We start from the raw sequence: 13,676 nt of genomic DNA, 5'->3' as shown, positions 1-13,676 counted from the left end.
AGTCAAATCCTTATTTTAGACATCGCGGGCAAGCCGCCTTCACGGCGATTCGTAGCGGCCGGTGCCGTCGGGCCACGGTGTGAGCAGCTCGAAGCCGTCGTCGGTGACGGAGATCATATGCTCCCATTGCGCGGACAACGATTTGTCCTTGGTGACCACGGTCCAGCCGTCGCGCATCACGACGGTGCCGGCGCGGCCCGCATTGACCATCGGCTCGATCGTAAACACCATGCCCGGCTTCAGGCGCAGCCCCTGCCCCGGCTGGCCGTAATGGAGCACCTGCGGGTCTTCGTGATAGACCTTGCCGATGCCGTGCCCGCAGTAGTCGCGCACGATCGAAAAGCCGTCGCGTTGCGCAACCTTCTGGATGGCGCTGCCGACATCGCCGAGCGTGGCGCCGGGCTTCACCTGACGAATGCCCGCGAGCATCGCCTCATAGGTGGTGTCGATCAGTTGCTGCGCGACGCGGCTCGGCTCGCCGACCGTGTACATGCGGCTCGTATCGCCGAAGTAGCCGTCCTTGATCACGGCAACGTCGATATTGATGATGTCGCCGTCCTTCAGAACCTCATTACGGTGCGGAATGCCATGGCAGACGACCGAGTTGACCGACGTGCAAATGGTTTTCGGAAAACCCATGTAGCCGATGTTCGCGGCAATCGCCTGCTGCGTGTTGACGATGAAATCGCGGCACAGCGTATCGAGCTCGTCGGTCGATACGCCCGGCTTCACGTGTTCGCCGATCATCACGAGCACGTCGGCAGCGAGCCGGCCGGCGATACGCAGCTTCGCGATGTCATCAGGAGTCTTGTAGGTAATGGCCATGTGCGCAAAAACGGTGCGGTGTGCGGCACGCGTCGCGTGGCGCGGCACCCGGTTAACGACCAGCCATTGTACCGAGTCTCTTGACGACGCATTTTTCGGCCGGGCGCGCCGGGGCTATCAGCGGTTGATGCAGGCCCCGTTGGCGATGCTGGTTCAGGAGCTGTTTCGCGGGCTGTTCTTGCCCTCTGCCGGCACCGCCGGGGACGCGTGCGCGGCCGCTTCCGGGCTTGAAATGGCGCTTGTGGCGGGAGCCGAAGCGGGATTGGCGGCGGGGCTAACTGCGGGGCTTGCTGCAGGACTCGCTGCAGGACTCGCTACGGGGCTCACTGCAGGGCTCACTGCAGGACTCGCTACGGGAGCCACTGCAGAGCTCACCGCAGCGTTCACCGCGCGGCTCACGTCATCACCTGTCGCCGGCGCCATCAGCCGCCGCAACGGCAGCAATAGCAGCGGCGTCGTGATCATCGACAGCACGACCGCGAGCGTCACGATCGCCGATGCGCGCGGCTCGACGACGCGCACGGCCAGCGCCGACGCCATCACGACGAACGCGAACTCGCCGCCTTGCGAGAGCAGCAGCGCGAAGTATGCGCGCTGTTCGCGCGGCACATTAAAGCGCGGCGCGAGCAGCCACAACGCCGCGGCCTTGATGCCGACCACCGCGGCAACGACGATCAGCACGCGCCGCGTATCGTGCACGAGCACGTTGAAGTCGATCGACATCCCGATCGCGATAAAAAACAGTCCGAGCAGCAGCCCCTTGAACGGCGCGATATCGCGCTCGACCTGCTGTTGATAGCCCGAGTCGGCGAGCAGCACGCCGGCGAGAAATGCGCCGAGCGACGTCGACAGATGCACGGTGTGGAACAGCATCGCGACGCCGATCACCCACAGCAGCGCAAACGCCGTGAAGATTTCCGGCGCGCCGGTACGCGACACGATGCGCAGGCCGCGCCGCAGCGCGATGCGGCCGACCAGCACCACCGCGGCAAGCATCGCGAGCGCCTTGCCGACCGCGATCCAGTTGTCCGTCGCGCTCGCGCCGGTATCGATCGGGCTCAGAAGCGGCAGCAGCGCAACGAGCGGGATCGCGGCGAGATCCTGAAACAGCAGGATGCCGAATGCGGCCTCGCCGGCGAGCGTAGCCATCTGCCCGCGCTGCTCGAGTTCGGACAGCGCCATTGCCGTCGACGACAGCGCCAGCGCGAGGCCGGCCGTCAAGGCAATCTGCCAGTGCGAGCCGAACAGGAGAAAAATCGCCGTCAGGAGCCCCGCGCACAGCGCCATCTGCATGCCGCCATAGCCGAAGATCGTGCGCCGCAATGCCCACAGGCGCCCGACATGCATCTCGAGGCCGATCACGAACATCATCAGCACGATGCCGAGCTCCGAGAAGTGCAGGATCGCGTCGACGTTGGTCACGAGTTTCATCACGGACGGACCGATCAGCACGCCGGCGAGCAGATAGCCGAGCACCGAGCCGAAGCCGAGCCGGATCGACATCGGCACGACGACGAGCGCAGCGCCAAGGAACACCAGGACATGTAAAAGCAGGCTTTTCATGGGGACGCGTGTGGGACGACATGGGACGGCGCTTTCGGGCGCTCTGGACCGCGCTGCGGGACCGCTCAGTGACCGCTCGGTGACTGCTCAGGAACCGCTCAGGAACCACTCCGGAACCGCGCTTTCGGGTCACTTGCGGACCGCTTCGGGACGACTGGCGACGACCGCGGGGCACACATGCATCAGCAACTGGCATGCGCCCCGCGCGTCATGATGGCGATGCGCTGCGAATCGCCGCCGCGATGTCGCGGCTGACCGTCGCCAGCGCGCGGCTATACGCGGCGACGAGCGCGTCGTTGCTGGCGGTTGGGACGGGCTCGCGCGCAACGGTACGGCCTGAGACGGGCAAAGGCTTGCCCGGCACGCGCACGACCCATTGCGCGTCGACTGTGGCCGCGTCGCCGGGCACCGCATCGAAGCGCACGATGTCGACGCGCACACGCGAAGCTTCGCGCACGAGCGCCGCCTGCCCGGCCACCGAGACCTCCGCGCTGCCGAGCAGCAGTTCGAGGTCGGCCGCGATCGTACGCGCGATGCCGCTTTTCAACGGCTCGCCCCAGCGCGCGAATTCGTTGAGCGCGACTTCGTTGTCGGACACGCGCGTGACCATCTGCGGCCGGTCGACGAGTTCCGGCACCGTCACCGGACCGACCACGACTGCGGTCTGCATCGGGGCGCCGGTCGTCCGCAGCGAGGCATCGGGACTCAGCGTATAGAACGACGAATTCGGCGATTTGCAACCGGCGAACAGGCAGAGCACAACGGGTACGGCACACGCCGCGAGCAACAGCCGCGCCGCACGAGTGCGCGCCGGTGCTCGGACATCACTTCTCACGTGCATCGAACGCATCACTTTTTGTCCTCCGGTTTGCCCCGGATCAACGCCTCCGGATGCCGTTCGAGATATTCCGCGAGCGCGCGCAGCGACGCGGCCGTACGCGACAGCTCGCGAATCGCATCGGCCGTGTCCTGCTGCAGCGCCGAATCGGGCTGCAACGCGGTATTGGCCGAATCGAGCGTCGTGCGCGCCGCCGTCAGCGTGTCGCGCGCCTGCGGCACCAGTTGCGTATCGAGGTTCTTCAACAGCACATCGGCGCGCGCAAGCGTCTGCTTCGCGTTATTGCCGATCGCCTCGAACGGGATCTTGTTCATGCGCTCGATCAGATTGGTAATCGAGTCCTGCAGCGACTGCAGCCCGCTCGACACGGTCGGCAGCTCGGGCGGGCTGCGTTCCCAGTCCACCTGCGCCTTGGGCGCGTTCGGGAAGAAATCGAGCGCGATATACAGCTGGCCGGTAATCAGGCTGCCCGTCTTCAGCTGACCGCGCATGCCGCGCGACACGAGGAAATCGGCCATCTCCTGCGGCGAGCGCGACAGCCTGCCGCCGCGCGGTTCGTTTTCCAGCCGCGACGTGAAGCGCTCCGGATAAAGCCTGATGGTCACCGGAATGCTGAACTGCTTCGTGACCGGATCGAAACGCGTGTGGATCGCCACCACCTCGCCGATCGGAATGCCGCGGAATTCGACCGGCGCACCGACCACGAGCCCGCGCACCGACTCCTTGAAATTGAACGCGTAGGTTTCAACGATGCGATCGTGCATCTTCATCGCTTCGGCACGGTCGCTGAAGAGTTCGAAGGTCGTCTTCGCGGGCGCCTGCGGTTCGTCGTCGCGCGCGCCCGGCGGCGTCTGGAACGCAAGGCCGCCGACCAGAATCGACACGAGTGACTGCGTATTGACCTTCACGCCTTCGGTGTTCAGCGAGACATCCACGCCGCTCGCGTGCCAGAAGCGCGTATCAGCGACGACAAATTTGTCGTACGGCGCATTGATGAACACCCGCATCGTGATGGCCTTGCCGTTCTTATCCAGTTCGTACGACGTGACCTGCCCGACCTGCAGGCGGCGGAAAAAGATCGGCGTGCCGATCGCGATCGAGCCGAGGTCCTCGCTCTTCAGCACGTACTCGCGGCCCGGCACGTCGCTCGCGATGACGGGCGGCGTTTCAAGACCGGTGTAGTCGTGCCGCTCGCGCTTCGACACGCCGATATCCGTGCCGATATACGCGCCGGAAAGCAGCGTGCCGATACCGGACACGGTGCCGCCCGACACGCGCGGGCGCACGACCCAGAAGCGCGTATCGTCGACCAGCATCTTCGACGCGTCGCGCGAGAGTTCGGCCGTCGCGATCACGCGCGAATAGTCTGGCGACAGCGCGACGCTCTTCACGACGCCGATGTCGACATCCTTGAACTTGATCTTTGTCTTGCCGGCTTCGAGTCCGTCGCCGGTCTTGAAGCTGATCGTGATGGTCGGGCCTTGCTGCAGGATCGCCTGCGCGGCAAGCCAGACGCCGATCAGCACCGCGACCACCGGCACGATCCAGATCCACTGGACACGCCAGCGCGAACGCGTAACAGGGACCGCGTCGGGCAGCCCGGGCGGTGGAGAATCAGGAGGACGTGCCATGTGTGGTTTGCCTTGCATCCCAGGTAAGCCGCGGGTCGAACGACATCGCGGCAAACATCGTCAATACGACGACTGCGCCGAATGCGATCGCTGCGGGGCCCGCGGTAATCGTCGCGAGCGCATTGAACTGCACGAGTGCGGTGAGGATTGCGATCACGTAGATGTCGAGCATCGACCAGCGGCCGACCAGTTCGACGATCCGGTAGATGCGCGCACGTTGCACCGGCTGCCAGCGCGAACGCAGGTTCGCCGAAGCGGCGAGAAAGCCGATCGCGAGAATTTTCAGCATCGGCACGGCGATGCTGGCGATAAACACGAGCGCCGCGAGCGGCCACGAACCGGACGTCCACAGGTAGACGACGCCGCTCATGATCGTGTCCTTCTGCGCGCCGAACAGCGAGCTCGTGTGCATCACGGGCAGCAGGTTCGCCGGTAGATACAGCACCAGCGCGGCCAGCAGGAGCGCCCATGTGCGCGCGAGGCTGTTCGGCTTGCGCAGATGCAGGCGGCTGCCGCAACGCGTGCAGCGCAAGTCGTGCTGATGCGCGTCGGCAAGCGGCGCGGACAGCAGGCCGCAGTCGTGGCACACGCAGCGCAGACAACCGGCAGCGGTGCGCGCGGGGAACGATGCCGATGCCGGCAAATGCGCGGGCGTGGCCGTGGCAGACGTATCTGCAGAGCCACCTGAAGACGCGCCCGCAGATCCACCTGCAGAGCCACCCGCGCCCCCCCCGCCATGCAGCGCGACATCGGGCGGCCCTTCGAGCCGCGCCCACAGATCGCGCGGATCGAATGCGGCGGCGGCCGCGGCGAGCAGCAGCATCAGCGCGCCGAACGACCACAACGCGGTATCGGGGACGACGCTCGCGATATGCGCGAGCTTCACGAGCGCGACGAGCAGGCCGAGAATCAGCACCTCGGTCATGCCCCACGACTGCGCGACATGCAGCATCCGGAACACGGATTCGGCGCGATACGGCCGGCGGCCGAGCCGCAACGGCAGCAACAGCCAGACGATGCCGGCCGCCTGCAGCATCGGCATCAGCAGCGTCGTCACGAAGATCAGCACGGCGAGCGGCCACATGCCGTCGCGATACAGCACGTAAACCGAGCCGAATAGCGTGGTCTCGACGAGATCGCCGTTGACCGACAGACCGACGATCGGGAATGCGTTCGCGAGCACGAACAGCGCAAGCGCCGCCAGCGCGTACGCGAGCGAGCGGTCGAGGCCGCCCGTCTGACGCCGGTACAGCGCCGCGTGGCAACGGCAACAGCGCAGCACGCCATTGACGGGCAACGGCCGTTCACGCTGCAGCAGGTCGCACTCGTGACACGCGATCACGCCCTCGACGGCGCCGGAGCCTGCGGCGCCGCCGGACCCCGGGTCCGTGCCTTCCAGCATGCCGTGTGCGGAACTCATTTGACGTTCTCCGCCGGTGTATCGCCGGGCGCGGGCTGCGCGTCGGTGCGCGACGACTGTTGCGTCGTCATGTTTTCCGCATCGATGACCCAGCCGCCGCCCATCGCCTTGTACAGCGACACGTATGCCGTCAGCACGGCCTGCTGCGTCTGCGTTTGGCTCAGTTCCGCGTTGAACAGGCTGCGCTCCGCATCGAGCACTTCGATGTAGCTCGTATAGCCGCCTTCGTAGCGCAGCCGCGCCATGCGCGAGTACGTGCGCAGCGCGTCGACCTGGCGCCCTTGCGTGAGGAACTGCTCGCGCAGCTTCTGCGATGAGATCAGCGCGTCGTCCACTTCCTGGAACGCGGTCTGGATCGCCTTCTGATACGTGTACAGCGCTTGTTGCTGCTGGGCCTCGGCCTGCTTCACCTGCCCCGCGATATTGCCGCCGGTGAAGATCGGCTGGGTGACCGTCCCGGCAAACGACCACAGTTTGGACGGTCCGGTGAAAAGGTTCGAGATCTGGCTGCTCTGCGTGCCGAGCAAACCGGTCAGCGAAATCTGCGGAAAGTACAAGGCGCGCGCGGCGCCGATCAGCGCATTGGCCGCGACCAGGTCCTGCTCGGCCTGGCGCAGATCCGGACGGCGCTGCAGCAGGTCGGACGGCAGGCCCGCCGGCACCGCGGGCGTGCCGAGCGTCGCGAGATCGTGGCCACGCAGGATCGGTCCGGGGTTGTGGCCAAGCAGCACCGACAGCGCGTCTTCCTGCTGGGCAATCTCCGCTTCCACCTGCGGAATCACCGCGGCCGACGCTTCATATTCGGACTGGCTCTGCGCGAGTTCCATTTGCGATACCTCGCCGGCATCGAAGCGCAGCTGGAACACGTGGACCGATTCCGCGCGGCTTTGCGTGGTCGCCTTCGCGATCTCGAGCTGGCGATCGAAACTCAGCAGCGCGATATACGACGACGCGACCGACGATACCAGCGTCAGGATCGTCCCGCGCCGCCCTTCCTCGGTCGACAGCAGGCTGGCGCGCGCCGATTCGGTCAGGCGCCGGTTGCGTCCGAACAGATCGATTTCCCATGACGCGTTGAGTTGCGCCTCGAAGTTGTTGAAGACCGCTCCGTTCGAGAATATCGGCGTCGGCCCGATCTGCGAGACGCGCTGGCGCGACGCATCGAAGCCCGCGCCGACTTGCGGCAGCAGCGCCGAGCGCGTGCTCCAGAACTGGCCGAGAAACTGGTCGACGCGCGCGGCGGCAACCTTCACATCCTTGTTGTCGGCAAGCGCCGTGGCGATCAGGTCGTTGAGCACCGGATCGTTGAACTGCTTCCACCATTCGGTATTCGCGAGGTCTTCGGCTTCGCCTTCCTGGAAGCGGAACGTCGCCGGGGTGTCGATCGCCGGCCGCTGATAGTTCGGCCCGAGCAGACACCCCGACAGCGTGAATGCAAGCACGGATGCCGCGACAAGTGAGCGTAGCGAGTGTCGCATGTCATTCATCCTCGCGACGTGCGGACGGCGTCACATGCGGTCCGCCCGGGGCCGGGCCTGGGCCTGAGCTTGGGCCCGCGCCTGGACCCTGTGCCGGTCCCGACCCTGAAGTCGGCGTCGACGGTCCGTCGCCTGCCGAACCCGTGGTCTTCTTCGCCTTGCGCTTGTCGGACCACGTCTCCAGCACGTAGAAGAACATCGGGATAAAGAACACCGCGATCGCCGTCGCGCCGAGCATCCCGCCGATCACGCCGGTGCCGATCGAATGCCGGCTGTTCGCCGATGCGCCGGTGGCGATCGCGAGCGGCACGCACCCGAGAATGAACGCGAGCGAGGTCATCACGATCGGGCGCAGACGCTCTTCGGCGGCGAGCATCGTTGCATCGAACACCGACTTGCCGGACTGCCGGTTCAACACGGCGAACTCGAAGATCAGAATCGCGTTCTTCGCGGCAAGCGCGACCAGCATCGTCAGGCCGATCTGGAAGTACACGTCGTTGTTTAGTCCGCGCAGCATAATCGCAAGCAGCGCACCGAAGATCGCGAACGGCACCGCCATCAGCACGCCGACCGGCAGGTTCCACTTTTCGTACTGCGCGGCGAGGATCAGGAACACCATCACGAGGCCGAACACGAACACGAGCCCCGACGTGCCGCCCGCCTGCTTCGCTTCGTACGCCTCGCCGCTCCATGCGAGCGCATAGCCTTCCGGCATCTGCGCGCCGATTTCCTCGAGCGTCTGAATCACCTGGCCCGAGCTGTAGCCGGGCGCCGCGTTCGTCGTGATCTTGACGGCCGGATAGTTGTTAAAGCGCGTGATCAGATCGGGGCCGGTCACGTACTTGTAGGTGACCACGGACTTCAACGGCACCATGTTGTTGGTATTGCTGCGCACGAACACCTGCGTCAGATCTTCCGGCTTCAGGCGATATTGCGGCTCGGCCTGCAGAATGACCTGCCACAACCGGCTGTTGCGATTGAACTGCGACACATAGAGCGAGCCGAACATCGTCTGCATGGCGCTGTAGACGGCTTCGACAGGCACGCCGAGCGTGACGGCCTTGTCGCGGTCGACGTTCACGAGCAATTGCTGCGAAGACGCATTGAACGTCGAGGTGACGCCGGACAGCTCGGGGCGCTGCTTCGCCTTCTCGAGGAACTCGTTGACCACCGCCGCATACTGCGCGACCGTCGCATCGCCCTTGCTCTGGATCCACACTTCAGTGCCGCCGGTCGTGCCGAGGCCTGGAATTGCCGGCGGATTGAGAGGCACGATAATCCCTTCCTTCACCTGCGACAGCGCCTTGTACGCGTTGACGAGCACCGCGCGCGCATTCTGCGTGCGGATGTTCGCCGACGAATAGCGCTCGTCGAAAGACTTGAAGCCGATGAAGAAGGTCGACGCATTGTTCTTTGTCTGGCTGTCGAGCAGGCTATAACCGTCGACGATGGTCACGCTGTCGACTGCCGGCTCTTTCATGAAGTAGTCGGTCACGTGCTGCGACACTTCGCCGGTGCGATCGAGACTCGCCGCATCGGGCATGATGACCGCGCCGAGCAGATAGCCCTGGTCTTCAGGCGGCAGAAATGCGCCAGGGACGGTGCGCATCATCCATACGGCGAGCGCGATCATGCCGGCGAAAATCAGAAGGCCGATGGCGAAGCGCTTGATCATGAGCCGCACCGCGCGCGTATAACCGGCTGTCATCCGCGCGAACTGCCTTTCGAACCAGCGGAAAAAGCCGCGCTTCTCACCATGATGCGGCTTGAGCAGCAACGCGGCGAGCGCCGGCGACAAGGTCAGTGCGACGAGGCCGGAGATCACCACCGAGATCGCAATCGTAATGGCGAACTGCTTGTACATCTGCCCGGTAATGCCGCCGATAAACGCAACCGGGACGAACACCGCGCACAGCACGAGCACGATCGCGACAACCGGGCCCGCCACCTCGTCCATCGCTTGCTTCGCGGCGGTCTTCGGATCGAGCTTGAGCACGGTCATATTGCGCTCGACGTTTTCGATCACGACGATCGCATCGTCGACGACGATACCGATCGCGAGCACCATGCCGAATAACGTCAGCATGTTGATCGAGAAACCGAGCGCGGCCATCCCCATGAAGGTGCCGACGATCGACACCGGCACCGCGAGCACGGGAATCAGCGTCGCACGCAGATTCTGCAGAAACACGAACACCACAATCACAACGAGAATGACCGCTTCGAAGAACGTATGAACCACGTCGGTGATCGACGCGCGCGTGAACTCGGTCGTGTCCATCGCGATCTTGTAGTCGATCCCTTCGGGGAACGTCTTCTTCATCTCCTCGAGCGTCTTGCGCACCGCGTTCGACACGTCGAGTGCATTCGCGCCCGGCTGCTGATAGACGGCGATCACCGTCGCGGGCTTGCCCTGGAACTTGCTGCGGATCGAATAATCCTTTTGCCCGAGTTCCGCGCGGCCGATGTCCCTCAACCGCACGATGGCGGCGCCGCCGCTCTGCGCGCGGATGATGATGTTCTCGAACTCGGACGGTTCGGTGAGGCGCCCGGTGGTCGTGACCGCGAACGACTGCTCGACCGCGTTGCCGGTCGGCGACTGACCGAGGCGGCCGACCGCGAACTGCTGGTTCTGGTTTGCAACCGCGTTCTGCACGTCCGACGCGGTGATACCCAGTTGCGCCATCCGGTCCGGCCGCAGCCAGATCCGCATTGCGTAGTCGGGGGTGCCGAAGATGCTCGACTGATTCGCGCCGGGAATGCGCTTTAACGCATCGAGCACGTAGATGTTTGCGTAGTTCGCGATATAGGTCGAATCGTAGCGCTCGGTCGGCGAATAGATCGCGATCACCATCATGAACGCCTGCGACTTCTTCTGCACCGACACGCCCTGCGCCTGCACCGACTGCGGCAATTGCGGCAAGGCGAGATTCACACGGTTCTGCACGTCGACCTGCGCGAGTTCCGGGTTCGTGCCGATCTGGAAATACGCGTTGATCGTCAGGTTGCCCGTCGACGAACTCGACGAGCTCATGTAGATCATGTTGTCGGCGCCGTTGACCTGCTGCTCGATCGGCGCGGCGACGTTGTTGGCGACCACGTCCGCGCTCGCGCCCGGATAGGTCGCGGTGACGGTGATTTGCGGCGGCGTGATGTCCGGGTATTGGGCAATCGGCAGCGCAAGCATCGTCAGCGCGCCGCCGAGCGTGATGATGATCGATATGACCGATGCGAAAATCGGCCGGTCGATGCAGAAGTGGGAGATGTTCATCGGCTCGGCTCGCTCACCTGGTCACGCTGTTGCCAGCACGGCCGCTCGCGCCTGGGTGCGCGTGGGTGTTCGCACCGAAGTTCGCGCCGTCGCCCGCGCCTTCCTCGTCGCGCCGCTGTGCGAGTTGAACATCGGGCACCGCATGCCGTCGCTCATGCGGCAACACACTCGCCCCGGCGGCCGACGCGGGCTCGCTCGCCGCCGGCTTTGGCGCGTTGGCGTCCTGCTGAACCGGCGCCGATGCGGGCAGATCGCTCGGTGCCGCGGTTCCCGTCACCTTGATGCGCGAATCGGCGTTCACGCGAATCGCGCCGTCGACGATGACGCGCTCGCCCGGGCGCAAGCCTTGCGTGATGAACCAGCCGGTGCCGTGCCAGTCGCCGACGTCGACCACCCGCTGGTGCGGCTTCGATTCTTTATCGAGTACCCACACAAAGTGGCTCTTCGATCCCTGCAGCACCGCGCGCTGCGGCACGAGAATCGCATCCGGCCGAACCGCGCCCGACACGCGCGCGCGCACGAACTGCCCCGGACGCAAGGTGCCATTCGGGTTCGCAAACACCGCACGCACGAGGAACGTGCCGGTCTCCGAGCTGAACGCAGGGTTCGTGAAATCGATATGTCCTTGCTGCGGGTACATCGAGCCATCGGCAAGGATCACCGTCACGTCAAATCTGTTCTGCGGCGGAAAGCGCAATTGCCCTTTGGCGATCTGCTCGCGATAGCGCAACAGCTCGTTTTCGGAGATGCTGAAGTTCACCCACATCGGATCGAGCTGATACACGTAGGTCAGCAAGCCTCCCTGAGTCGGCGTCACATAGCTGCCTTCCTGCTGGCGCGCATAGCTCGACAGGCCGAGCAACGGCGATTTGATGATCGTATAGCTGAGGTTCAGCTCGGCGGTCTGCACCTGCCCCTTCGCCGCGATCACCGCGGCCTCCGCTTCCTTCTCGTTGCCGACCGCGTCGTCGAGGTCTTTCTTGCTCAACGCGTTTTGCGCGGCAAGCGGCACCACGCGCGCGAGGTTCGCCTTCGTGACCGTGAGGCGCGCCTGCTGCTGCGCAAGCTCGCCCTTGGCCGTCTGCAAGGCGGCCTCAAACGGTTTGCGGTCCATGATGAACATCGTCTGGCCCGCCTTCACGAGCGCGCCTTCGGTGTACATGCGCTTGTCGAGGAAGCCCTCGACGCGTGCGCGGATTTCCACTTCGCGCGAGCTTTCCGTTTGTGCGGTGAAGTCGAAATCGACGGGTGTCGCCTTCTGCTCGACGGTGACGATGGTCACGTCGACGGGTGGCCGCTGCGCCTCGGGCGGCGCCTTCTTGCAGCCGCCCAGCAGCACGACGGCCGCGGCAAACGGCAACCACCAGCTTGCACGCCGGACCCTCGACACGGCGTGCGGCACCGGCACATCGCGCTCAAACGATCGATTCATTATGTTTGCTCCGTCTGATCGCCACGCTCATCGACTGACACGCGGAACGTCACTGAATGGTGTAGCCGCGCCCGGACATGCATGCCGACAGTGCCCGGTTGTAAGTCGCGAGTTCCTGCGATGCCTGCTGTTGCGTTGCCTGCTGTTGCTGCTGCTGTGACTGGGCCTGACGGCGCTGGCGCATGCCGCCGCCGACCGCACCGCCCGCCGCGCCGATCGCGGCGCCCTTGCCCGCATCGCCGGCGATCGCACCGACTGCGGCGCCCACCGCCGCGCCGCCTGCCGCGCCGCGCACGCGCCCACCGCTCGGCTGCTGCGCCGGCGGCTGATTCGCCGCGTGTTGCGCCATGGCGGCCGGATCGACACCGGTGTTCTGTTTAGCCCATGCCTGGCACTGCCCCATATCGCTTGCCTGCTGCTGTGCGCTTTGCCCCTTTGCGGGATAGATGATCGGCTGCTGAGCCGCTGCCGGCAGCGCCACCGCGATCGCGGTAAGCGCGAGCACGGAGGCGGCCAGCAAAGGCGCGATCCGCGTTGCTGGTTCCATGTTTGCAAATCCTCAATCGATAATCTGTCTGCGTCGCCGTTACGCCTCGGCGCTTACGCGCGGCGCGGGCATGCCTTGACGCCTGCCGTCCCAAAGGGGGCAAGTTCCGATGCTGTCAATATTGGAAGTCGCCCTCTTCGAAGACAATTGGACCTTGGTCCAATAGCTTCCATGGCTTTTGCTTGTGCCTGTGTTTGCGCGTGTACGGTGCGTGAGCGATGAAGGGCATGCGGCCCGTCAGCGCGGCACCTCGATATCGAGCGCCGCGCAGACGGTGCGGATGAAAAGCGCGTCGTTGAACGGCTTGCGCAGATACGCGACAGCGCCCGCGGCAAGCGCTTCGTCGCGCACGCCGGCGTCGTCGTGCGCGGTGATGAAAATGACAGGCACAGCATGACCGGCCAGCCGCCGCTGGACCTCGAGTCCGTTCGAACCGGGCATCTGCACATCGAGAATCACGCAATCGGGACGATACGAGGGCATGGACGACAACATGTCCAGAAATTCATCGCCGCTCGCAAACGTGTCGGCCACGATCCCGACAGAGCGCAACAATCGTTTGATCGCCCGGCCCACCGATGCATCGTCGTCAACCACTACAACGAATGGTTTGGCAGCGCCCATTTTGAATAGTCCGGTGACCGGCAACGCGCATGCGACGTCTGCAAATG

The 13,676-nt window shown here is 64.9% G+C and carries 10 protein-coding genes; all 10 read right to left on the bottom strand.

Annotated elements, in window-relative coordinates; translation table 11 throughout:
* Positions 1-39 precede the first annotated feature (39 nt).
* Positions 40-825 (bottom strand): type I methionyl aminopeptidase, encoded by a 786-nt coding sequence (gene map / locus KZJ38_RS05950; protein WP_219799223.1) that lies wholly within the window; start codon positions 823-825, stop codon positions 40-42.
* Between the two features lie 153 nt (positions 826-978).
* Positions 979-2,388 (bottom strand): monovalent cation:proton antiporter-2 (CPA2) family protein, encoded by a 1,410-nt coding sequence (locus KZJ38_RS05945; RefSeq protein WP_219799222.1) that lies wholly within the window; start codon positions 2,386-2,388, stop codon positions 979-981.
* 208 nt (positions 2,389-2,596) lie between these two features.
* Complete coding sequence (locus KZJ38_RS05940) at positions 2,597-3,058, bottom strand: PqiC family protein (RefSeq protein WP_425518326.1); 462 nt, start codon at positions 3,056-3,058, stop codon at positions 2,597-2,599.
* 179 nt (positions 3,059-3,237) lie between these two features.
* On the bottom strand, positions 3,238-4,857 hold the full coding sequence (locus KZJ38_RS05935) for a PqiB family protein (protein WP_219799220.1): 1,620 nt from the start codon (positions 4,855-4,857) through the stop codon (positions 3,238-3,240).
* The gene (locus tag KZJ38_RS05930; protein WP_219800137.1) at positions 4,841-6,259 is read right to left on the bottom strand and encodes a paraquat-inducible protein A; all 1,419 of its coding nucleotides are present in this window, start codon (positions 6,257-6,259) and stop codon (positions 4,841-4,843) included. Before KZJ38_RS05930 ends, KZJ38_RS05935 begins: the two co-directional genes overlap by 17 nt.
* A gap of 14 nt (positions 6,260-6,273) precedes the next feature.
* A complete protein-coding gene (locus KZJ38_RS05925) occupies positions 6,274-7,755 on the bottom strand; it encodes an efflux transporter outer membrane subunit (RefSeq protein ID WP_219799219.1) in 1,482 nt (493 codons plus the stop codon).
* A gap of 1 nt (position 7,756) precedes the next feature.
* Positions 7,757-11,026: an efflux RND transporter permease subunit gene (locus tag KZJ38_RS05920; RefSeq protein WP_219799218.1), complete on the bottom strand. Its 3,270-nt coding sequence runs from the start codon at positions 11,024-11,026 to the stop codon at positions 7,757-7,759.
* 13 nt (positions 11,027-11,039) lie between these two features.
* Complete coding sequence (locus tag KZJ38_RS05915) at positions 11,040-12,458, bottom strand: efflux RND transporter periplasmic adaptor subunit (RefSeq protein ID WP_219799217.1); 1,419 nt, start codon at positions 12,456-12,458, stop codon at positions 11,040-11,042.
* Positions 12,459-12,507: 49 nt separating this feature from the next.
* Complete coding sequence (locus KZJ38_RS05910; RefSeq protein WP_219799216.1) at positions 12,508-13,005, bottom strand: YMGG-like glycine zipper-containing protein; 498 nt, start codon at positions 13,003-13,005, stop codon at positions 12,508-12,510.
* A 237-nt stretch (positions 13,006-13,242) separates the two neighbouring features.
* Positions 13,243-13,629 (bottom strand): response regulator transcription factor, encoded by a 387-nt coding sequence (locus KZJ38_RS05905; RefSeq protein ID WP_219799215.1) that lies wholly within the window; start codon positions 13,627-13,629, stop codon positions 13,243-13,245.
* Between the last annotated feature and the right edge of the window lie 47 nt (positions 13,630-13,676).

Origin of the sequence: Paraburkholderia edwinii (genome assembly GCF_019428685.1) — a bacterium.
GTDB classification, from domain to species: domain Bacteria; phylum Pseudomonadota; class Gammaproteobacteria; order Burkholderiales; family Burkholderiaceae; genus Paraburkholderia; species Paraburkholderia edwinii.
This window is presented reverse-complemented; position numbering and strand designations above follow the sequence as displayed.

What these genes read in the sequence shown, in the direction of transcription:
- KZJ38_RS05940 (WP_425518326.1), bottom strand. Translation starts at nt 3,058, where the DNA reads ATGCAGACCGCAGTCGTGGTCGGTCCGGTGACGGTGCCGGAACTCGTC.
- KZJ38_RS05925 (WP_219799219.1), bottom strand. Translation starts at nt 7,755, where the DNA reads ATGCGACACTCGCTACGCTCACTTGTCGCGGCATCCGTGCTTGCATTC.
- KZJ38_RS05935 (WP_219799220.1), bottom strand. Translation starts at nt 4,857, where the DNA reads ATGGCACGTCCTCCTGATTCTCCACCGCCCGGGCTGCCCGACGCGGTC.
- KZJ38_RS05930 (WP_219800137.1), bottom strand. Translation starts at nt 6,259, where the DNA reads ATGCTGGAAGGCACGGACCCGGGGTCCGGCGGCGCCGCAGGCTCCGGC.
- KZJ38_RS05905 (WP_219799215.1), bottom strand. Translation starts at nt 13,629, where the DNA reads ATGGGCGCTGCCAAACCATTCGTTGTAGTGGTTGACGACGATGCATCG.
- KZJ38_RS05920 (WP_219799218.1), bottom strand. Translation starts at nt 11,026, where the DNA reads ATGAACATCTCCCACTTCTGCATCGACCGGCCGATTTTCGCATCGGTC.
- map (WP_219799223.1), bottom strand. Translation starts at nt 825, where the DNA reads ATGGCCATTACCTACAAGACTCCTGATGACATCGCGAAGCTGCGTATC.
- KZJ38_RS05910 (WP_219799216.1), bottom strand. Translation starts at nt 13,005, where the DNA reads ATGGAACCAGCAACGCGGATCGCGCCTTTGCTGGCCGCCTCCGTGCTC.
- KZJ38_RS05945 (WP_219799222.1), bottom strand. Translation starts at nt 2,388, where the DNA reads ATGAAAAGCCTGCTTTTACATGTCCTGGTGTTCCTTGGCGCTGCGCTC.
- KZJ38_RS05915 (WP_219799217.1), bottom strand. Translation starts at nt 12,458, where the DNA reads ATGAATCGATCGTTTGAGCGCGATGTGCCGGTGCCGCACGCCGTGTCG.